Raw genomic sequence first — 22852 nt, 5'->3', positions numbered from 1 at the left:
TTATCGCACCTCCTCATGCTGTTTTGGTTTCTTGTCTGTACTGCGGGGTTGCACCGGGCGTTTTAGGTTATCCAGCACCGAAGGCCGTGTGCTTTTGGCAACAACAGACTCGGTGTGTGCCTGCCCCTTTCCGTCGATGTTGAGCAGGGTATCCAACTCCACCAGACGGGCGTTTTTGCTTGTCAGTTCTTCTTCATAAAGGAATGGCTTTCCGACTTCCTCTTTTGCGGCAGCCTGCTGCTGATAGAGGTTATCCAGCTGGGCCTTTGCCGCCTCCAGACGCTGGGGCATCTGGGCGAGGGCATTGTCGATACGGGTAAGATTTCCGCGAGGGTCTGTACCAAGGGTTGCCCGGTGGGTCATCTGTCCTTTCAGCAGGAGCGTATACTCCTGTTTCCAAGCGGAAAATTCCACGGACATGGCATAACCCCGGTAGCTGCCGATCTGCACCGGATCGGAGGTTTTGACCTCCTTGCAGGCATCCAAAAGGGCTGCACCGGCGTTCTCCTTATCGGTCAGCAGGTCTCCACGAATCTCCATACCAGCAAAACCGTCCTCCGGGTGCGGGTGAGCTGTCAAAACCTCCAGATCGGATTCAAAGCCCTTGATAAAGCCTTTGTGCTTTTCAATCTCCTCCGGGAAGTATTTGAGCAGCTGGTCCTCCAGACGATATTGCTTGCTCTGGTGGTCGGCTTTCATCAGCTTCAGGCGGGATACCTCCACATCCAAATCCATACGCTCTTTGATACGGGGGTCTCCGGCACACAAAGCCTTGATCTCTGCAAAACTGAGGGCGGTTTCATCCACATCATCGCAGGAGCGCACCGGCGATTTAGAAGTCATGATCTGGCTGATGAATTTTTGCTTATTCTCCACCGTCTGCCAGAGGTATGCGTCAAAGGTTCCTTCGGTCACATAGCGGTACACATGGACAAGAGGATTCTGGTTGCCCTGGCGCTCGATACGGCCCTTGCGCTGGGCAAGGTCTCCCGGTCTCCACGGACAGTCCAGGTCATGAAGTGCCACCAGACGGTCCTGCACATTGGTGCCTGCGCCCATCTTGGCGGTGCTGCCCAAAAGGACACGCACCTGACCGGTACGGACTTTAGCGAACAGCTCCTTTTTCCGCACTTCGGTGTTGGCTTCATGGATAAAAGCGATCTGGTCGGCAGGCATTCCCTGAGCAATGAGTTTCTGACGAATATCGTCATATACCGTAAAGACCGGTTCCTGCTCCGGCAGAGGCACAGCGCCTTCCAATGCGTGAAGCAGTGGATTATCCAGCGTTTTCGCCGCTTTGCTTGCAGGAGCTTTTGCCTGCGGTGTAGAAATGTCGCAGAACACCAGCTGGGTCAGCTTGTCAGCTTTGCCGTCCCGCCAGATCTGCATGATGTTGTCCACACACTGATTGACCTTTGTGCCAGGTTCGTCCGGCAGCATCTGGTTGACGATCCTCTGGTCAAGCCCCAACTTACGGCCATCCGAGGTAATCTTGAGCATGTTATCCTGGGACGGGTCAACAGTTCCGCTGTGTACCAGCGATGCACGCTCCGAAAGAGCTTTGACCATTTCCTGCTGATGTTCGGTGGGCTGCGCCACGATGTTGTGGTACTCCACTTCCGGGGTAGGGAGATTTAACTGGTCGGCAGTCTTAATGTCCGCCACTTCTTTGAACAGGTTCATCAGCTCCGGCAGATTAAAGAACTTGCTGAATCTCGTTCTTGCCCGGTAGCCGGTGCCTTCCGGTGCCAGCTCCAATGCTGTGACGGTCTCCCCAAAGCGGGAAGCCCAGCAGTCGAAGTGGGTCATGTTCAGCTCTTGCAAGCGTTCATACTGAAGGTAACGCTGCATGGTGTAAAGCTCGGTCATGGAGTTGCTGACCGGGGTGCCGGTGGCGAAAATCACGCCACGGTTTCCGGTGATCTCATCCATATAGCGGCACTTGGCAAACATATCGGAGGATTTCTGCGCGTCCGATGTGGAAAGACCAGCCACATTCCGCATTTTTGTGTATAGAAACAGGTTTTTATAGTTGTGGGCCTCGTCCACAAACAAACGGTCCACACCCAGCTGCTCGAAGGTTACCACATCGTCTTTTCGCCCCTCGGCTTGCAGCTTTTCCAGTCTGGCTTCCAGAGACTTTCTGGTACGCTCCAGCTGCTTGACGGTAAAACGCTCGCCGCCGCTGGCCTGCACCTCTGCGATGCCCTCGGTGATCTCGTCGATCTGTTCATAGAGAAGCCGTTCCTGACGCTCCCGGCTGATGGGGATACGCTCAAACTGGCTGTGTCCCATGATGATGGCGTCGTAGTTACCGGTGGCAATACGGGCGCAGAACTTTTTGCGGTTATGGGTCTCAAAGTCCTTTTTGGTTGTGACTAAGATGTTGGCAGAAGGATAGAGGCGCAGAAACTCCGACGCCCACTGCTCGGTCAGGTGGTTTGGAACCACAAAGAGAGATTTCTGGCATAAGCCCAGGCGTTTAGCCTCCATCGCAGAGGCCACCATCTCAAATGTTTTGCCTGCGCCCACTTCGTGTGCCAGCAGAGTATTACCGCCATACAGCACATGGGCAATGGCATTCAGCTGATGTTCCCGCAGGGTAATGGCCGGGTTCATGCCCCCAAAAGTGATGTGGCTGCCATCATACTCGCGGGGACGGGTGGAGTTCATTTCCTCGTTGTACTGGCGCACCAGAGTCTGTCGGCGCTCCGGGTCTCTCCAGATCCAGTCCTTGAAGGCTTCCCGGATAGCCTGCTGCTTTTGGGCAGCCAGGGTGGTCTCCTTGGCGTTCAGCACGCGGCGCTCTTTTCCGTCTGCGTCCTCTATGGTGTCATAGATACGGACATCCCGCAGGTTCAGGCTGTCCTCCAAAATCTTGTAGGCATTGGCACGGCTGGTTCCGTAGGTGGTGTAGGCTGCCACATCGTTGTAGGATACGGAAGATTTCCCCTTGATCTGCCATTCAGCGGTAAAGGACGAATAGTTGACCTCGATACTGCGCTGGAGATAAAACGGGGTGTTGAAGGTTTCGTACATAAACTGCTGGATGTACTCTTTGTCGATCCAGGTAGCGCCCAGACGCACCTCGATCTCCGACGCATCCAGGTCTTTGGGCTGGGCGGCGCTAAGAGCTTCCACATTGACTGCATAAACCGGGTCCTGCTGTGCGGCCCGCTGCGCCTGACGCAGTTTGCGGCGTACATTGCCGGAAAGGTATTCATCGGCGGTCACATAATGGGGCGTTCCGTCCTGCTCCAACTGTCCCGGTACACGGAAGATTACGCCTTGCAGCTCTCCGGCCAGTTCTTCTTTTGTTTTTCCGGTAAGCTGGCTCATATAGTCCATATCCACGCAGGCTTTTTCCGAGATGGACACCGCCAGTGCTTCACTTGCCGTATCCACCACAGCCACCGCCTGATGGGGCTTGATGGTCCGCTTGGTGAACATATCTGCCTTGCGCTCCAGCTTTCCGTCCTCGTCGATGACTTCCATCGCACAGAGCAGGTAATAGGAAGAATCGTCTGCATAGGCCAGACGGTTTGCACGGTCATTGATGAGACCGTATTTGGCAGAAAAGCTGTCATAGAGGCTGTTCAGTTCCGCCTGCTTTTGGGTAATGGTGCTGTCTGGAACCGCTGCATCCATCTGAAGGTCGATCAGTTCCTGCACACAATCACGCAGTCCCACAAGACCTTTTACGCGGGCTTCTGCGGTGGTGTTGAGGTCAGGGCGCACCATACGGCTGTTTTCCCGGTAGTACACCTGCCCGTCTACAATGGCATAAGAATAGTTCTTCACATTAGGATCGGCAGGAATGGAGGTGCCAATGGCTTCGCCTTCGCCCAGCTCCGGCAGCTCTGCCTCCTGATAAGTGCCATGAATGTACTTCACAGCATCATGCAGCTGGTCGGAAAGCTTCAGTCCCTCGATGGGGTTCACGGTGTAGTCCATACCATGTGCAGTGCTTACCGGCTCCTGTCTGCCCAGCACCATTTCCGGGTGGTCGATAAAATACCGGTTGATGGCAAACCCGTCCTCCGTCTGTCCGGTCTGGGTCCATTCCGGCACGATGTCCAACGGGCGGTCCCGTTTTTGGAGGAAGATGATGTCCGATACCACCTCGGCACCGGCATTCTTTTTGAACGCGTCATTAGGCAGACGGATAGCTCCCAGCAGCTCAGCACGCTGGGCAAGATAGCGGCGCACGGTGGAATCCTTGGCGTCCATGGTATATCGAGAGGTCACAAAAGCTACCACACCGCCGGGACGCACCTGGTCGAGTGCTTTGGCAAAAAAATAGTTATGAATACTGAAATTCAGCTTGTTGTAGGCTTTGTCATTGACCTGATACTGACCGAACGGCACATTGCCGATGGCAAGGTCAAAGAAGTCACGCCTGTCTGTGGTCTCAAAGCCGCCTACTGTGATGTCCGCCTTGGGATAGAGCTGCTTTGCGATGCGCCCGGAAACCGGGTCCAGCTCCACACCGTACAAATGGCTGTTTCGCATTTTCTCCGGCAGCATACCAAAGAAATTGCCCACACCCATAGACGGCTCCAGAATATTTCCGGTCTCAAATCCCATACGGTCCACCGCTTCATAGATGGCCTGAATGACCGTAGGGCTGGTGTAATGGGCGTTTAAGGTGGAGCCTCTGGCGGCGGCATATTCCTCCGTGGTCAGCAGCTCTTTCAGCTGGGCATACTCTAAAGCCCATGCCGGTTTCTCCGGGTCAAAGGCATCAGAGAGACCGCCCCAGCCCACGTATCGAGAAAGAACCTCCTGCTGTTCGGGGCTTGCCTGCTGTCCGGCAGCTTCCAGCTCTTTCAGCAAACGAATCGCATTGACATTTGCCTGGAACTTGGCTTTCGGACCGCCTTCGCCCAAATGCTCATCGGTAATGCGGAAGTTTTTTGCATTGCGGCGCAGGTTAGCCTTGTATTCCTCATAAGATGCTTCCTCGGCAGCTTTGGCATTGGGAAAGGTCTGCCACTGGCCATTGACCTGAATGGAAACCGGGTGTTCATCCAACACTTCCTCAAAGGTTTTCTCCGGCTCAGTCACAGGGGCTGGCGGCTCCGGCTCCTCGATATGCAGTCGTTCCACCACCACATCATAAGGCAGATTGTTCTTATCGCCCGGATAGACGGCCACAGTCTCGGAATGGAAGGCCGGGGATTCGGCAGCCGGTTGGGGCTGTTCCTGTCCAAAACCGTCCTGCTGACGGGCATACATCCCGCGCAGCAAAGGCGCAACCTCATCCCAGCGGAAATACAGCATAGCCAGACGCTTTTCCTCTGCATCCATGACTTCCAGTTCTATGCCCTGTGCCGTGGTACGGTAATCGGCAATATCGCCGGTCTCCAGATTCAGTGTCTCGATCTCACCGGAATAGGCTCTGCTCAGCCAGTAGGCGATCTCGCTGTTGCTCCTGCCGGATTGCAGCAGCGTGGAAATCTGCTTTTTATCCGCTTCATCCATCAGTCCATGAGCCAATACATCCCGCAAGTCCTGATCTGCCTTGTCCGGGTCAGTAGGAAGAAACTCGGTATAGTAAGCATTGCGGCGGTCTGCCCGAAGCAGCTGCTCGAACTGTTCTTTGCGCTCTGCCCGGTAGATGGGATATACCATCCCGGTGGGCAGAAGCTGTACGGTGTCCTCCCGCAGCTCGGTGATCTGATAGGCGTCATCCTCGATATACACGGTATCGCCCACGGCATAGACCGGGGCAGCTGGGTCATAGGATGTTCTTTGCGGAATTGGGCGGCGAACTGCATCATATTCCTCATCGGAAATAGCAACTTCGGAAGTCTGCTCTGTCTCAGCAGCTGCGATCTGCTCTACATCCGACATCACCTGTTGGATAAACGGATCATTGTCCAGTTTTTCCGGGTCTGCCACCTGGCCGTTGACGATCCCTCTTTCCTCCAGAGCTTCCCGGATGGCGATGGGGTCGATGTCGTCAAAACGGTCCTGTTCTTCTTCGGTATAGAACCGGTCCTCCTGAATGAGCTGGGCAAGCCTGCGCTGTACCTTCGTCCAGGGCAGCTGCGTTTCCTCCGGGCTGCCGGCACGGACAACGAACAGGCTGTTGCTGTTACTGCCGCCGTATTCCTGAGCCAGCCATGCGGCGGTATCTTTTTCTCTTGCATGGTCTTTCATATAGCGGACAACAGCGTGTTTACTCTCGATATTGCCGTTCCATGCACAAAGGGCAGTATCAATATCTTCCTGAGAAAGAGGGCGCAGAAGTTCATGGAGCTTTGGATAGGTCTCGTCGATCACTTCCCGGTGCAGACGCTGACGGAACTCCGGCACATCCGAATAGAGTCGGATCAGCTCCATATCCTTAGAACCAAGAACCGCACGGCGCACAGCGGCATTGCCCTCGATGACAGCATTTTCACGGTCAGAATGCCCGCAGGCATTGCGGTATGCGGCATCCTCGGAAATAGCGGCAGTCACCACAGGCTTATACTGCTCAAACTGCTCCCGAAGGATAGGCTTTGGCGTTTCTTTCTCCACCTCCGGCTGCTGTGTTTGAATGACATCTTCTTCTGCCAGTTCCTTTTCAGCCTGGATTTTGTCATACTGCGCCTGTTCCTGTTCGGTAAGATAGCGGTCTTTCTGGACAAGTGAGGTAATGCGCTTGGCAACCTTTTCCCAGTTCAAGTGAACATCCGGGCAGTCCTGCTTTTTATAGTGCAGTCCTTTCCCATCGTGATCTTCGCCGCTGTGTGTTGCGCCGGACAAGGCATGAGAGCGTCCGCCAATGCCATACTCGTCTTTGAGGAATCTCACTTTCTCCTTATCCGTATGGTTTGCCATGAAGAACGCATAGATACGGCCTTTTCCTCCGGCGAAACTGCTTCCGCCGGTCATGGCGGCGTCGATCTCATCCTCGGTAATAAAGTGCTGGACGATTGGCACTTGGGAAAGGTCCGAAGAAAAAGTTCTGCGTGGCAGGTCAAGATCCTTCAGGTTCTCCCAAATTTCCCTTGGCCTATGGTAATGAAAGCGCAACAGGTCACGGTCCTGCTGATAGGCAGTCCAGAAGGCGGCGTATTCTTCCTTGAGGGTCTGGCGGAAAGCCGGGTCACTCAGCTGCTCGGCAAGCCATGCAGTTTCTTCCGGGAACCCGGTTCTCTGAATACCGGACAGACAGGACAGATACCCGGAATCTCTGGCTTTATCGCTGAAATCGTGGTACAGATGCCAAAGTTTTTCTGCAAGGAGGGAGCGTTCATAGCCTGCCGCTTCTGCAAGCTCCACATTGGAGGCAAACTGGCCACTTTCCAAAAGTTCCCCGATGCGCTCTGCGGCACTCTCCCAGGAAATGACCTGGGCAGACCTGTCATAACGGACAGACTTCCCGTGGGAAAGATGGATACCATCCTCGGCATACCATGCACTCACACTGCCAAGGCCGTTGCCGCCGTGGTACAGCGTTTTCAGTATCTCGGCAATCTCAGCGGTGGTTTTCTGCTTTTCAAATGCTGCAACCACACGCTCCCTCTGACGATCTGTATTGCCGCCCAAACGCAGCACATGGTCAATATCATTTTGGGCAAAAGAAAAAGCAGAGGATGTATGCGCTACATTCTCTGCTTCATCTATGGATTGGATCTGCTCCGCTTCGGAAAGGAACAGGTTTAGGGTCAGCTGTTGATAAGCTCCGCCATCAGGATTTCCTCGGCCTGAGCTTTGCAGGTGTTCATCAGCCCCACCCACTTCATGGGATCGCTGGCTTTCAGTTCCTCGGTGGCTCCCGCTTCCTTCGCCAGCTGGGGCATCATCTGCTCCAGTCTGCTCTGGGCGGTCTCGTCGATCTCCAGAAGGTGCGGGTACAGCTTCTCGCTCAGCAGCATCTGGTTGTAGAGGATGGGACGGTGTTCCTTCAGGTAGGTTTTCCTCATCCTTCCGTACTTGCCCAAGGGTTTCTCCGGCTGCTGGCTCAGCTTCAGGTCGGGAATCAGATAGTCTCCGTTCTGGATATAGGTCATGGGATTGTTCATCTTGTTTGCTCCTTTCTTGGTTGGCTTCGCGCTCTGCATTTCGGACGGTAACGCCGATCTGCCTCAGCACCTGCTGGTTGATCTGGCTGACCGCTGTTCCCAGCGCCCCGATGGTGGACGGGGTGTTGAAATCAAAGATCGCCATGAAATCTTCGTGGTCGAAGTAGCGTTCCGGCTCCAGTCCACAGCGGGACATCAAAGCGTAAGTGATGCTGACGGTGGCGGCTGCCTTGAACTGCACTCCGATGTTATACTCATCATATTCCTCCAAAAAGGAACCGTCAACGATATAGAAGAAGTCCTGCTGATGCTCCGTCCAGTATTTCTCAGCCAGTTTTCCGGCTACCTCGGTGAGCTGTCCGGCAAGGTCATCACCGGAAACATCATAGGTGCGCTCAAGCATGGCCTGCACCGAATCCAAATGGCTCTCCTCCAGCTGCCACAGCCAGGGAGTGCGGGAATGTTCACGGGTTCCGGTGTCGGAAATATCAAAAACATAGCGCAGGCGGGGCCTGTCCCCGGAATCGTCCACCAGAGCAATTCCCTTGGAGCCGCGCCTTACATACCGGCCCATCTTTTCATTCCACAAATCGTACTCTGCACAGGCGGTGGCGTCCGGACGCTGGGCGTAGATCATCAACTGCTCATGGAACGGGTACTTGTAAAGTCGGGAAGCAGTGGTGAGAAACCCTGCCCATTCCTGCCAGCTCCCCGTGAGCTGCGTTGTTACCTTCTCCGCCATCTGTGCATATAGTTCAGCTTTGGTTGGCATAGTGTTCTGTCCTCCTTTCAGTTTTGGGGTAAAAAGGTGGGGTGGCATATTGCCACCCCATCCCTGCGATTATAGTGTTTACTGGTCAAAATCCGGATACAACTCCAGCTCGGCAAACTCGGCATCACTCATGGCCTGGAGCTTGCCCAGTGCGCTGTCTGTCAACTCCCGCAGCTCGGTTTCCTCCGGGGCCAGCTCGCCGCGCATCTCACGCAGGCTGTCGATCAGTCCGGTGCGGCTACCGGTATTGTAAATGCACATCAGGTTCATTTCCTCAAAAGTAAAGTTTCCCATATCAAATCTCCCTTTCCGCACTCTTTTTGGGCGCTGTCTTTTTGTGTTCTGCCTTGGGCTGGCTTTTCAGCTGCTCCATGACGGACTTTTTCTTTTCCCGTTCCTCCCGATGGGCAGCGGCAGCCAGATCCATCAGGGAAATGGGCTGACCGCTGCGGGCCTGCTGTTCCAGCTCTGCCACCGTAGGTTCCTTTACGCCATTATTGATGATACCGTCGATCATGCCGTAATCATCCTCCACGGCCATCTCCGCATTTTTCAGCGGATTTTCCGGCAGAAATCCGGGGATCTGGGTAAAGCCAACACTGTCACAGTAATGACAGGATACCTTACCGTCCTGTCTGATCGCAACGATGTCACTGACACTCATGGAGGGACTGCGAAAGTCCACGGGCTTTTCCAGATTGAATTGCTGATAGAGTTTTTCCAACTGCTCCGGCACAGTGCCAGACGCACTTAGCGGAGCTGTGTAAATGAGGTCATAATTGCTGCGGTCTATGGAAATGTCATGGGACTTTAACCAATCCAGATTCATAAAGCGCACATTCTGCGGATCGTCACGGCTCACCTGATAGATGGCAAAGCAATCTCTGTTCTGGGATAGAAATGCCTGTTCGCGTTCCTGCTGATGTTCCTGACGCTCCATGACCTTTTCGTGGAACTGAGGGCTTTTCTCCCATTCCTCATGGTCCACACCGAAAAGACCGCCATGATCCATGATTTCCTGCGGGTCAAACACCATGCTCTCCGTATTGTCCTCATGCAGCACATAGACGGTCAAACCGGCGGCATCCAGTTCCAGCGCCCGTTCTCTGGTAACAGGGAGCATCCCATCATAGGAGTAGCCATATTCCTGCATATCCGGTGTGGAGACCTGCTCATCCGGCATGGGGTATTCATCCAGTGCCTGCTCCTGTGCCTCCGGCAACTGGGAAGAAGCAATCATCTGACTGGTCTCTGCCTGCATTTGCTGATAGGCCGCTTCCTGCAAGGTCTCAATCATGGACATAGGAGCGTGTCTGAGCGAAGTGCTGTCCAGATTGTTGTCATCACAAATCTGGAGAACTGCATTTTTGCGGGAAAGCTCCGACATATCCAGCTGACCACCATCCAGCTCTTTCATGGACGCAGCATCGTAAAGAGTGTAGTCCCATCCGCTGTCACAAGGCTGGATATGAAGATAGGTAGTATCGTTGATCAGAAACAAAGCCTCCTGCTGGTTGGCATCCGCCCCCAGTACCTCCATTTCCGGCATGGTCGCAGCCAGTTCCTTTACCGCTTTCTGTACCAGCGGATTGTCACGGTAATAGTCGATTGCCTGAATAGTGTCCAGGTCAATGGTCTGCCCGGTCAAAATCGGAAACGGTCCTTCATAGTCGCTTCCGTCTTTCAGCTCAAAACCAATTCCTTTGATCCCGTTCATTCGCTCTGCCGGAATTTCCTGATAGATGCGGACCGCCTCCTCCAAAGACAGGTTATCGTGGTATTCTCCGAGGTTTGGAAACTCCATGCACTCTGCCACATAGTAAGTCAGATTGCCGGTTGGCTGCTCTATCGGGGCGGTTTCCGGCTCTGCCTTTGCATGGGGATCAATCCCACGCTCTTTGCAGATTTCCTTATAGTGGCGCTCAATGTCAGAGATCAAAGTGCCGGAGGTCTTATTGATGGTCTCCAAACTGGCTCTCAGCTCTTTCAGTTCCTTGCCCTGACTCCAGCTTGCAATATAGCCGAAGCTGTTTTCTCCGGTCTCAATGCCAAAATATTTGCAGACCGCATAGGAGATGCTTTCAGCCTCCACTTCCTCCGTGTGGCGGTCTTTCCTCTGTTCTTGCAAAAACTGGGTGAGGGTAGAAAAGCCGCCAACAAAATTCAGCCCTTCTTCCTCGGTCAGCATCAGGCGTCCATCTTCCGCCAGCTCCAGCGGCTCTGTCAGCAGAACGGAACCTGCATGGTTTACAACTACTTGTTCTTCTACACAGACCGGCTCTCCGGGGTCGTAGTCAGAACCGCACAGGTCATAGCAATAAACGCCCTCCGGCAGATTATCACGGACAATCCGCCCATTGGAGAACAGACCGGGTTTATCAAACAGCTCGATCTCCTGATATTGCTCGTCATTGGCAATCTGAATCTTTTTCTGATTGTGGAGCTTGCTGTGGGCAATCTCGTGTACTGTGGCCGAAACCGTCTGCACCTCACTCATGCCCTGACGAATGGCGATTTTCTGATGATCGGCAGAAAAATAGCCGTCCGTATCGGCGGCCATTGCTTCAAAAGTGATCGGCACCGGCGCACTGCGGCGCAGAGCCTCCATGAATGCCTCATAATTTGGCACATTGCCGGAAAGGGAGGAAGCAAGCTCCGGCAAAGGTTTCCCGTCGGTCTGGCTCACATCAAAGACCTTGACCGGACGAAACATGGGGATTTCGATTTCTTTTTCCTCTGTGACGATCTTTCCGTCTTTATCCAGAATCGGAGCCTTGGTATCCGGGTCCAGTTTCTGCTCCTCGATTTTCTTCTTATACGGTGTGGGGGCAATGATGGTAATGCCATGCTCGCCCTTTTTTACATGACGCTCAAACTGGTCTTTCCACTTATTGTATCCGGCTACCAAAGTGGCGTCCGGCTTCTGCATATAGATGAGCATGGTGTTGTTTACCGAATAGCGGTGAAATCGGGACATGACGGACAGATAACGCATATACTTTTCGCTTTCAAACAGTTCTTTGATACCCTGCTCGATGCCATCTGTGATTTCCCTTAGCCGTTCTCGGTTGGTGGGTTTATTCTCAGCCATGATTTTCAATCTCCTTTCCAAGTGTGTGATTTCTGCTGTGTGTTCTGCAATCCATGCCTTTTGTTCTTCTTCACTTTCATAAAGAAAAAGGTCCAGCAGGTACTCTACATAGGTTTTCTTCTGGATTGCTTCCACAAAGCGGGGGTGCGGTTCTTCCTCCGGTGTCCTGGGAGAACGGTCGGCTTCCCATTTTTTCAGCAGATAGTAGTAATCGGACAGTACACGGTAACAGCGCTGTCGATCCTCCCGAAACTTCTGTGCCTCGGTTTTTTGCCGGACATATCTCCTGCGGGGCGGGGCCTGACTGTCATAGATCAGGCCAAAGTCCTGTGCCAGTTTCTCCGCCGCTTCTTTTGGGGAGAGGTCAAAGAGCTTTGCGGTAAAGTCGATCACATCCCCATCTTCACCGCAGCCAAAGCAGTGGAACCGCTGGTCTACCTTCATGCTGGGGTTCTTATCATCGTGAAAAGGACAGCAGGCCATGCCATTTCGCCTGACTTTTATCCCATAAAACTCTGCCGCTTCTCTGGTGCTGACTGACAGCTTGACTGCTTCAAATACATTCTCTGCCATGTGCCTTTAACTGCTGGGCTTTCTCACAGGAGGCTGGTATCCGGCAGCTTTCGCACGCTCACTGGCAGCTTTGCGGCGTTCTGCGCTGTATGGCTCCCTGACTGATACACACCGCTTGGGGACGGTAAAGTTATGGGCGTCCTTTCGGATGATCTGGTCGGGGTGCTTTTTTGCCAGCAGTTCCAGCTTCTCCATCAGATGGGGATCGTGGGTGTAAACCTCAGCCATTGGTTCTTCCTGGTTATAGAGGAGAATGGTTTCCCGTTCCACTAAAGAGAGCTTCATCGGCTGCCTCCTTTCCGCTGGTCAAATTCCAGCTTGAAATTGGCATACTGTCCATCGTCCTCCAAAACCACAGTGGCATCGTAGGTCTTGCCGGTTTTCTCCGAATATAACCCCGTCACACGGACACGGCCATCGTTCAGCAGCGCAGACACCACAGCTTTGGTCGGCTCTTTTTTCTTGGCAGCCCACCATTTGTTGTTTTTCCAGATTGCAAATCTGCAAGAATCATTCTGACAGAAGAAGCCTTTTTGCAGTTCTGCAACCTCCCCGCCGCAGCGAGGGCATTTGCCCACCACCTCACGGGGCGGAGTGAACAGGTACTCCGTTCCCTTGATGACCTGATAAGTCCCCACCAGGTCTTTCAGCATGGTGCTGATCCCGTCCAAAAACTCCTCCGGGGCAAGCTGCCCGCGCTCGATCTCGCCCAGGCGGTACTCCCACTCGGCAGTCAAAAGCGGCGATTGCAGTTGTTCCGGCAGAACGGTGATCAGGGAAACTGCATCATGGGAAGGGAGAAGCTGCACCGTTTTCCTGCTCTTTTTTCGTTCCAGAAAACCGGCAGATACCAGCTTTTCCAAAATACCGGCACGGGTGGCCGGTGTCCCCAGACCTTTTCGTTCGGCATCCTCCGGCATATCCTCTTTTCCGGCAGTCTCCATCGCGGACAACAGGGTGTCCTCCGTAAAGTGCTGGGGCGGACTGCTTTTGCCTTCTTTGACGATTGCAGCAGCAACCGAAAGGATCTGTCCTTCGGTCAGCTCCGGCAGGGCTTTCTCTGCGCCCTCTTTTTTCGGCTCTGCATCCTTCATTTTGGCACGGTAGGCGTCCTCCAGTGCTTTCCATCCGGGGTGCTTCACCGTTTTTCCTTTGGCAGTAAACTTCCTACCGGCACACGTTGCAATCACAACGGTTTCCGAATAGATATGGGGCTGGGCCACGGCACACAGCAGACGCAGGGCCACCAGCTCCAGCACCGCTTTTTCTCCCGCAGGAAGGGCAGAAAGGTCTGCATCCTTGAGATTTCTGGTAGGGATTACTGCGTGGTGGTCGGTTACTTTCTTGTCGTTGATGACCGTCTGCGGATCACAGGTAATGGCGATCCCTTTGCGAAATGGCATAGCATTGGCAACCAGATTCACCAGCACCGGCAGGCTGTCTGCCATATCACCGGTCAGATAGCGGCTGTCAGTACGGGGATAGGTGCAGAGCTTCTTTTCATACAGGCTTTGCAGATAGTCCAGGGTCTGCTGGGCTGTAAATCCAAGCAGGCGGTTGGCATCTCTTTGCAGAGTAGTCAGGTCATAGAGGGCAGGCGGCTTTTCGGATTTTTCCTTGCACTCCACCTTTTTGATCGTGACAGCTGCACCCTGGCAGGCTTCTTTCAGCTGCTCAGCAGCGGCCTTATCCGCCATGCGCTCCCCGGATATGGTAAGACCGGGCAGTTCCAGCGCCACGGTATAAAAGGGAACCGGCTTAAAGGTGTCGATCTCAGCTTCTCGCTGAACAATAAGCGCCAGCGTCGGGGACATCACGCGCCCGATGTTGAGGGTTCGGTGATACAGCACGGAAAAAAGCCTTGTCGCATTGATCCCCACCAGCCAGTCGGCCTTGGCACGGCAGAGGGCAGCATCCCGAAGTCCGTCATAATCCGCACCGGGGCGCAGATTTGCAAAGCCTTCCCTTATGGCAGAGTCCTCCATCGAAGAAATCCAGAGCCTTTTCATAGGCTTTTGACAGTCTGCCAGCTCATAGACGCTGCGAAAGATCAGCTCGCCCTCGCGTCCGGCATCACAGGCATTTACTACCTCCGTCACATCCGGGGCGTTCATCAGCTTTTTGAGAATATCAAACTGCTTTTTCTTATCCTTTCCCACTACCATCTGCCAATGCTCCGGCAGAATAGGCAGGTCATCATATCGCCACTTGGCGTACTTGGGGTCATAGCTGTCTGCGTCCGCAAGACCGGCCAGATGGCCCACACACCAGCTGACACGCCAGCCGTTGCCCTCCAGATACCCGTCCTTACGGGCAGTTGCACCGATCACCGCCGCCAAACTCCGGGCAACTGATGGTTTTTCAGCAATCACCAGCTTCATATTCTTCAACCTCCCATTCTTCCCGCACAGGCGTGTGCAGTTTTTTCTCTATGCTGTTTTCCTCATCCAGTAGCAGGTTATAACCAAACCGGTAGTCATAGCGGTACAGTTTCCCCAGCAGGTCATTGATGATGATGCGGCAAGCCAAAATGACACGGGTTTTATCCACCTGCATCAGCTGGTAGCGTTGATAATTGCTGTAATATTCTTCGTGACGGCGGGTATTGCAGGCGGCATCTTCAAGTAAACTATCTACTGCATCCTGGCAACCATCTTCTTTTTCCCCTTCCATGCAGTTCAGAAGTTCCATCATCAAAGGAAAGCTCTGTTCATCCATAGGAGCTTCTGCTGCAAGAAAACCGATCAGAGCAGATAAGAGCAGACGAGTCGCCGTCTGTTCTTGTTCCGTTAAAACGGCCATTGTTTTCCCCGCATTTGGCAGGATCTTTTCTTCCACAAACTCTGCCGCGTCACCGGAATAAAGCTGACGGATAGAATCTATGGACAATGAAACTGTCACGGTATCTAAGGAGAAATCAAAGGGGTCATCTTGCTTTGGCTTTCTCCGAAGTTTGTTTAACATGGTAGAAAGAATGTCGCCGCCAAAATACACGGCGATCACCAGCAGGTCAAAAACAGCAATCAGCTTGATAAATATAATCAGAACACTCATTTTTTTCGTTTCCTTTCTTTGAGCCATCGTTCCATCTCACGGTGGCAGACACCTACGCAGGGGCTTCCATAATTTCCGCAGCCATAACAGGGGTGGCTTTGGGGCAAAGAGGGAGGACGGGAAGTTTCCTTCCCGCCCTCCGGCCTGCGTGTCATCATGCGTTCATAGGGACTGTCTGTGAAACGGGTCATTTCACGCTGTCCTCGTCATCTTCTTCTGCGCTGCCCCCGTCAGCATCCGGCTCGTCCGACTCCTCATCCTCGGTTTCCCATTCCTCGGAATCTTCCTCGCCATAATCATAATCGTCCAGACTGTCATTGCCCTTGGTCTTAGGCTTGTTCTTAACGAGCTTCAAGTAGGCAAATACACCACCTCCACCAAGCAGAGCCAGCAGCAGGATCAGCGCAGCCGGGTTCAGTCCGGCAGGCTTCTCTTTTTCTGGCTTCGGTGTTTCTGCCGGAGGTTCCGGTGCTTTTCCCGTACATTTACTCTTATCCGTTACACAGACCGGACAGGCCGTATTGACTGCCCCTGCTTCACATTTCTTCGTGCAGCTGCACACCGCAGGCGGCTCCTCTTTGGCATTTCCATCTTCCATCAGTGCCATCAAATCCGCTTCATCCACCTGGTTCAGAAAGTGAACAGCAGTCTTTTTATCCTCATTAGCCCTGTCGATCAAAATGTAAAAATAGTTGCCAGCCTTGGTAGTAACGGTAATGAGCTGCTTATTGCCACCAAAATCATCCACCAGAGCGGCATTGCCATCTGGTGTAAGTGCCGGTGCCGGTTCTGTTTCTTCCACAATCACATTGCTGTCATTGGTAGAATCCTCTGCCGGTGCCGCCGGAGCCTGTTCTGACCCCTGTGCAAAAGCAGGGATCGTAAAGCCAAATGCCACAACCATTGTCAGGCAAAAGGCGGAAAGTGTTTTGCAAATTCTTTTATTCATAAGCGGTAGCCTCCTGATTATTTGATTCCGACAGTGCTGTATCTCTGCCGTGGTTCATTCCACCGGAAAGCATAGCGTTCAGCTGTGCTGGAGTCATGCGTAACGCACGAACCATCTGAACGATCTCCAAATTTTCTGCCTCGGTTTTCTGTGCTTCCAGCGCCTTGAGCTTTTCCTGATACTCTGCGATCTTCTCGCGGACCTTTGTAATCTCCTGGTCAATGCGCTCAATTTTGTTCTTTGCCATCGTCTATCACTCCTTCTTAAAAATCTCTGTTACCAGTTCATCAGGCCGTAGCCCTTAATGCTTTGATAATTCAGGTCATAACTTTTGATCTTGCAGGCATCGCCGGAATTTCCCTCCACGGTATAAACACGGCTGCCATCCGTACCGATCACGATACCTACATGGTCTGCTGTCCCATCCAAATCCCAGTCAAAGAAAATTGCATCTCCGGGAGCCAGATTGTTATAGCCTCTTGCACCCCATTGTCCATGGGACTGGAACCACGGAACGCCCTGCCACTCACAGCCTGCAAAGCGCGGTTCACTTTTTCCTGCCTGGTTATAGCACCAGGATACGAAGCAGGCGCACCATTCCACACGGGAGTCAAAGCCGTACCAGCTCCAGTAGGGATAACCGCCCACATTGCCCACCTGACGCTTGGCCAGTTCCACCAGCTGAGGATTGCCGGGGCGGGTACCGTTAATGAACTGCACACCGGACAGATCTTCCGAGCCGCTGGTATCAGGGGAGCCGCCGCCAAACAACAGCGGCTTATTGCCCATGGTCTGCCGGTAAACCTGATACATTTTCATCTGCTCCGGGGTCAGAAGCTCCGACACCACAGCGGAAATGGGCTTGCTGGCGAGTTTCACATTCAAAATGTAATACTCATAGGGGACTTCTTCTGAGGTGGTCTCGCCGGTCTCCGGGTCGGTGGAGGTCTCCGTGCGGTAGCGAATCTCCACTTCCTCAGTAAGCGTCAGCTGATACTGTGCTGCAAACACACGCGCCAGCTCTGCCTGAGCGCTCTGCCGGGTGTAGCCTTGCAAAACGGCAGACAGAAATGCTGCCAGCTCATGAGGGTCATGGCCGATCATACCAAGGTCATAGCGATACTCGTCATACCCTGGGTGGCTGCTTTCTATGTTGTCGATTTCCTCCTGCAACTGGGCTTCTCTGGCTGCATAATCTGCCTCCACCGCCAGCATTTCCGGGTCATCCGACGGATAGGTGGTGCCGGAGAGAACGGAACCGATGCTCTGCGCCATCATGGAGCAGGAGGACATGGTATTCATCAGCATACAGGTAATGAGGAACAAAACCCCTGCCATCAGGAAACCCTTCTTGTGGCGCATGACGAATGCCCCTGCCTGCTGTACCTTTTCTTTTACCGTCCTTGCGGCTTTTCCTGTTTTGGATGCAGCCTGGGCAGTATTTCCAGCAGTCTGACCGGCATGTTTGGCGGCGGCATACTGCTTTTTGATGGCCTGCTTTTGCTGCCAGCGGGAAAGTGGATTGCTGGCAAACTGGGGATTTTCCTGCAAAGATTTCTGGTACAGAACATTTACATTTGCCTTTTCCAGTTGGCGCTCTGCCTGTGCTGCTTTGCGGTACGGCTTCAGCTTGTGGCTGCGATAGCCCTCCCGCACCAGATAAGCGCCGGTCTCCACCGCTTCCTCGGACTTGTGGGCGCTTTCCACGCCCACATTGTCCTGTTCTGTTTCCCGGATCTCTTTGTGGAGCTTGCCCACAACCAGATGGACGGGAGCTTCCTTGACCCCTTGAGAAAGTTTGGAGGGTGGCTTTTTCTTGTCCTCAAAGGTCAGCTTCGAGGTCTTTTTTCCGGTATCCGGGTCGATGACCGTCTGCCTGACCTTTTTCTTTGGGATATTGGCCTGCGCCTTATCTGCTCTGGCCGCAGCTTTCTCCGCTTTACGGATCGGCTTTTCCAGTGCAGGGTCAGACCGTTCCTCATCAGTAAAGCGCAGGCGCGGCTCCTTATTCAAACCATTCTCCCAGCATGAGGGAGGACATCATGTAGTGCAGCTCTGCATAAATGGCCATTCCCACAGGATCGTTGAACATACAACCGGACAGGTAGGCGTAAAACTGTGCCACCACATCGGACAGGATTTTCGCTTCGGTTCCTTCCAGAACCAGACCACTCATACCTTCCTTGGCACGGATGGTGCTCCAGACCTCTGCCAGACGGAGCAGCCCCACCTGACCGGTCTCATTCAGTTCGGCTGCCTGATCTGCCGCCGTGCGGCACTCACTTACCGCATCGGCCATGACCGTAAGCAGCTGGCTGCGCTGGGCATTTACCGCCCTGTCAAAAAACATCAACGGGTTTTGATTCAAAATGTTGGGGTTCATCATCATTCATCCTCCTTTTTCAGTTCCTGGGGTTTGGTGGTCATAATGCGGTACAGCTCGGTATTCTTCGGGAAGTGGTCCACGAAAGGCAGAATTGTGGAGCCATAGAACAGCAGGCCCTCGCCCTCACCGGAGTGGGTCACATAGCTAAGCTGGTGTGTGGAAATGCCCAGCTGCTTGGCAAGTATCTGACGGTCTCCGCCTGCCTGGTTGAGCATATACACGAAGTCGGAGTTTTCAAAGATGTTCTCTACCTCGCGGCTGCTCAAAAGGTCTTTGACATTCTGGGTAATACCTGTCGGAATACCGCCCCATTTACGGAATCGCTTCCAGATTTCCACCGTATAGGCAGCGGTCTGTTCCTCCTTCAAAAGCAGGTGCATCTCGTCGATATAGTAACGGGTGGACTTGTGGGCGGCACGGTTAATGGTAACACGGTTCCACACCTGATCCTGTACCACCAGCATACCGATTTTCTTAAGCTGCTTGCCCAGTTCCTTGATGTCATAGCAGACAATGCGGTTGTTGATGTCCACATTGCTCTGGTGGTTGAACACATTGAGGGAGCCGGTTACATAGATTTCAAGGGCCGTAGCGATATACTGAGCTTCCTTTTCCTCCTGTTCCCGAAGCAGGTTATACAGATCCTCCAGTATGGGCATATTCTCCGGGCGCGGGTCATTGAGGTAAGTCTGATAGACCAGACGCACACAGCGGTCGATGATGGTTTTCTGCACCGGCTGCAAGCCCTCCTTACCGCCCACGATCAGCTCACACAAGCTGAGAATAAAGTCAGACTTGAGGGACAGCGGGCTTTCATCATCCGAGTAGTCCAGGTTCAGGTCCATCGGATTGATGTAGTTGGTGGAGGTAGGCGAGATCTTGATGACCTGCCCATGCAGACGCTCCACCAGAGGTGCATACTCCGCTTCCGGGTCACAAATGATAACATCATCACTGGTAAGCAAAAAGCAGTTTGCGATTTCTCGTTTTGCGCTGAAGGACTTACCGGAACCCGGCGTACCCAAAATCAAGCCGTTGGGGTTTTTCAGCAGCTTTCGATCCACCATGATGAGATTGTTGGACAGGGCGTTGATGCCGTAGTACAGAGCTTCTTTGCCGTTCTGGAATAATTCCTGTGTGGTGAACGGTACAAAGATGGCCGTAGAACTGGTGGTCAGTCCTCGCTGGATCTCGATCTGATTGAGTCCCAGGGGCAGACAGCTCATCAGCCCTTCTTCTTGCTGGAAGTCCAGCCTGGTCAGCTGACAGTTATACTTCTGGGCAATGGAGCCTGCCTGGAAAATGTTGTTGCCAAGCTGACGGGGATTGTCCGCTGTGTTCAGCACCAGAAAGGTCAAAAGGAACATTCTCTCGTTGCGGCTCTGCAAATCCTGCAAGAGTTTTTTCGCTTCACTGCCGTATGTGGCAAGGTCAGAGGGAATGATGTCCATGTCATATCCGGCGCGGACCGCTTTTTTCTGTTCCTCAATCTTACTGCGGTCAAGGTCGGTAATCTTGCGCTTTACCGTTTTGATGGCTTTCACCTGATCCACCGACTGAATGTGCATACTCACAATGAGCGAGCTTTCCATATCCAGAAAATCAGCCAGCAGACGGTCATTCAGCTCCGGTGCGAGAATCTGCAAAAAAGAAACAGCCCCGTATTTCTTGCCCATACGGAACTGCTTGCCGGTGCGGAACTCAAAGGAGCTTGGTGCAATAAAATCCTTTGTGGACAGACCGGAAGGGGCCAGCCAGTCCCATTCAAACTGAAATGGGAGCTGTTCGTCCATGTGGAATACTGCATGAAGCTGAGAAAGCCTTTCTTTACCGTCCAGCGTTCTGGCAGCTACACCAAGACGCTTGAAGTTATTAAGTATATCGGTCTCAATACGCTCCAGACGGGGCTTGGCAGCTTTGATGCTGTCTGCGTCGATACCAAAAGTCAGGTATTTGGTCTTGATGAGACCGTTGTTACCTCTGGCCAGCTGATTTTGCAGCATTGTGGTGTATTCCTCGCGGATACTGTCAAAGGCATCCCTCTGGGGCGGGATGGAAATGGAGTTAGCAAAGGTCTCCTCCGATGCCGCAAGGTTCAAAAAAGACAGCTGGAAATGAATCGAGCTGTCAAAATAATTGAGGAAATCACACCAACCCTCAAAGATTGCCGTCTTATCTTCGTTTTGGGAGAGCTGATAGTTGATGTCCTGAAACTGAATGGTCTTTGTGTAGTGGCTGTCCGATATGCGGCAGATTCCGTCCGGCCACATCCGTTCATAAGGGATACTGTCCTGCGCAGATTTTCCTTTTTTGTCCGTGCGGTTGGCGCGGACAATGGCCGCTTCGATCTGCTTCTTATCGGCGCGGGACAGCTTTTTCTTTGTCTTTACCGGCTGCACAGTTTTTTCCTCGGTTTTCCCGAACATCCGATGCAGCCATTTTTTTATTGCGGTGAACAATGTCATACACCTCCTTATCGAGCATTTCCTGCCGCTTTAATACGGCATAAAAGTTATTGGTCTGGTAGGGACGCTGCTTGGGACGGATCACAGCTACTTTGAGAATGTTGCCCACGATCTTTTCCAGGGGCTGTCCATGCTTTTCGTACATAGCCATCATAAAGAATGGCAGCATAACCAGCATCATACACATAGCCGCTACACTGTTTCCGGTAGGTTTTCTGAGCAAAAAGAAAAGCGGTACGCCAATAAGCGCTCCGCCCGTGAAGCAGATAAGCTGCCGCTTGGTCAGATTGAACATGACCTTTGTTTTGACTTTTGTTAAGTCCTTGGGTACGGGTACATAAGCCAATGTGGAAACCTCCTTCCGTTTTAGTGCGCCTGAAAGACTGATTTGGCGAGACTGCCGGTTTTGAACAGCGTAAAACATAGCAGTACGGTGTAGCCCACGCAGCTCCAGATTGCCATGATGATGTCATCTTCCAGAGCGATGTTCTGCACCAGCACAGCATAAATTGCCACGCAGACGATAATGAGAAACGCCTGAAAGCCCAGCGCCAGCAGGGATCGGAGATAATTCTGGCCCATACCGCCCCATTCTTTACCCATCATTGCAGCCATTGGAACGGGAGCCACCGAAGTCACAAGGTAGATTTCGATCATACGGCCATAAATAACGATAAAGATACAGATATATAACGCCCACATAGTAATGCCAATAAAGAGGGATTGGAACCACAGTCCGAACAGCGGTCCCAGATCCATTTCCATCAGCCTCGGTTCCAGATCGGTCATAACTGAGGAAATGTCAATGGACGCATCCGAATTGATAACCCCTGCCGCCTGCGCCACTACGCTCTGCGCCATATCAAAGACGCCCATCACGATATTCCATGTGTTTGTGACAATGAGGATGGCAGCGGCTGATTTGAACACCCACTTGAAAATCATCCAGGTGTCCACATCATGCAGGTTGTTCTTGTCTGCGATCATCTGGATCAGGTCTACGGTCATCACGATAGCCAGGATCACGCCTGCAATCGGCACCATGATGGAGTTGGACAGATTCTCAATCATGCTGAAAATATTGCCATTCCATCCCTGTGGGGTCTGGCCTACCTGTACGGATATATCCGCGACCTGCTGATTTACACTGTCAAACATCCCCGAAAGGTTGCTCATAATGCCGCCCACCAGCATTTCTTTCAGCCAATTTGTCAGGGCTTCAAGTAAGAAATCCATACGGTGTCAACCTCCTTTCCGCCGCCCCCGCAAAACTGCGGGAGCGGCAAGGATTTCATACGGAGACGCTTAGACAGAGAAAAGCCCGGAGAGCAGAGGTACAAGGATCATGCCTACCACGGCTACACCAGCACCGGCCATGAGCTGCTTCATGCCCTGGCTCTTGGCGCCGGGGTTGTCGTTGCCGTAACCTTCCAGCAGGTTGATAACGCCCCAGATACCGAGACCGGCACCGAGCGCGATAACGAGGGTCTGAAGAACGGTGATTGCCTGTTCAAAAAATGCCATATAGTTTGTTAGCCGGAATC

14 protein-coding genes are annotated in these 22852 nt (G+C 52.9%); all 14 read right to left on the bottom strand.

What is annotated here, in order from left to right; translation table 11 throughout:
• Positions 1 to 8790, bottom strand: coding sequence for an SNF2-related protein (locus tag GSF08_RS08795; RefSeq protein ID WP_160625453.1), 8790 nt, complete (start codon positions 8788 to 8790; stop codon positions 1 to 3).
• A 78-nt stretch (positions 8791 to 8868) separates the two neighbouring features.
• On the bottom strand, positions 8869 to 9084 hold the full coding sequence (locus GSF08_RS08790; RefSeq protein ID WP_002576226.1) for a transposon-transfer assisting family protein: 216 nt from the start codon (positions 9082 to 9084) through the stop codon (positions 8869 to 8871).
• A gap of 1 nt (position 9085) precedes the next feature.
• Positions 9086 to 12454, bottom strand: coding sequence for an LPD28 domain-containing protein (locus GSF08_RS08785; RefSeq protein WP_160625452.1), 3369 nt, complete (start codon positions 12452 to 12454; stop codon positions 9086 to 9088).
• 6 nt (positions 12455 to 12460) lie between these two features.
• Complete coding sequence (locus GSF08_RS08780) at positions 12461 to 12682, bottom strand: immunoglobulin (RefSeq protein ID WP_430641236.1); 222 nt, start codon at positions 12680 to 12682, stop codon at positions 12461 to 12463.
• Positions 12683 to 12735: 53 nt separating this feature from the next.
• Entirely contained in the window at positions 12736 to 14835 is a 2100-nt protein-coding gene (locus tag GSF08_RS08775) for a type IA DNA topoisomerase (RefSeq protein WP_249806028.1), read from the bottom strand.
• Positions 14816 to 15535 (bottom strand): conjugal transfer protein TraG, encoded by a 720-nt coding sequence (locus GSF08_RS08770; RefSeq protein ID WP_249806026.1) that lies wholly within the window; start codon positions 15533 to 15535, stop codon positions 14816 to 14818. Before GSF08_RS08770 ends, GSF08_RS08775 begins: the two co-directional genes overlap by 20 nt.
• Positions 15536 to 15695: 160 nt before the next feature.
• The gene (locus GSF08_RS08760; protein ID WP_249806025.1) at positions 15696 to 16457 is read right to left on the bottom strand and encodes a DUF4366 domain-containing protein; all 762 of its coding nucleotides are present in this window, start codon (positions 16455 to 16457) and stop codon (positions 15696 to 15698) included.
• On the bottom strand, positions 16450 to 16704 hold the full coding sequence (locus GSF08_RS08755) for a DUF4315 family protein (RefSeq protein ID WP_003526242.1): 255 nt from the start codon (positions 16702 to 16704) through the stop codon (positions 16450 to 16452). Before GSF08_RS08755 ends, GSF08_RS08760 begins: the two co-directional genes overlap by 8 nt.
• A 29-nt stretch (positions 16705 to 16733) precedes the next feature.
• Positions 16734 to 18470, bottom strand: a complete 1737-nt coding sequence (locus GSF08_RS08750; protein WP_117960385.1) for a CHAP domain-containing protein — start codon at positions 18468 to 18470, stop codon at positions 16734 to 16736.
• Entirely contained in the window at positions 18463 to 18843 is a 381-nt protein-coding gene (locus GSF08_RS08745) for a DUF3851 domain-containing protein (protein WP_430641235.1), read from the bottom strand. Before GSF08_RS08745 ends, GSF08_RS08750 begins: the two co-directional genes overlap by 8 nt.
• Positions 18843 to 21242: a VirB4-like conjugal transfer ATPase, CD1110 family gene (locus GSF08_RS08740; protein WP_117698262.1), complete on the bottom strand. Its 2400-nt coding sequence runs from the start codon at positions 21240 to 21242 to the stop codon at positions 18843 to 18845. Before GSF08_RS08740 ends, GSF08_RS08745 begins: the two co-directional genes overlap by 1 nt.
• The gene (locus tag GSF08_RS08735) at positions 21199 to 21654 is read right to left on the bottom strand and encodes a PrgI family protein (RefSeq protein ID WP_025487368.1); all 456 of its coding nucleotides are present in this window, start codon (positions 21652 to 21654) and stop codon (positions 21199 to 21201) included. The genes GSF08_RS08740 and GSF08_RS08735 overlap by 44 nt, the downstream gene beginning before the upstream one ends.
• 20 nt (positions 21655 to 21674) lie before the next feature.
• Positions 21675 to 22544 carry a VirB6/TrbL-like conjugal transfer protein, CD1112 family gene (locus GSF08_RS08730; RefSeq protein ID WP_003525155.1) on the bottom strand — a complete coding sequence of 290 codons (870 nt, stop codon included), beginning with the start codon at positions 22542 to 22544 and terminating at the stop codon, positions 21675 to 21677.
• Between the two features lie 69 nt (positions 22545 to 22613).
• Positions 22614 to 22832, bottom strand: coding sequence for a Maff2 family mobile element protein (locus tag GSF08_RS08725; protein WP_160625448.1), 219 nt, complete (start codon positions 22830 to 22832; stop codon positions 22614 to 22616).
• Positions 22833 to 22852: the final 20 nt, after the last annotated feature.

This window comes from Copranaerobaculum intestinale, assembly GCF_009831105.1.
In the GTDB taxonomy this organism is placed as follows: domain Bacteria; phylum Bacillota_I; class Bacilli_A; order Erysipelotrichales; family Erysipelotrichaceae; genus Copranaerobaculum; species Copranaerobaculum intestinale.
Note: the sequence above shows the minus strand (reverse complement) of the source record. Positions and strands in the feature narration are given on the sequence as shown.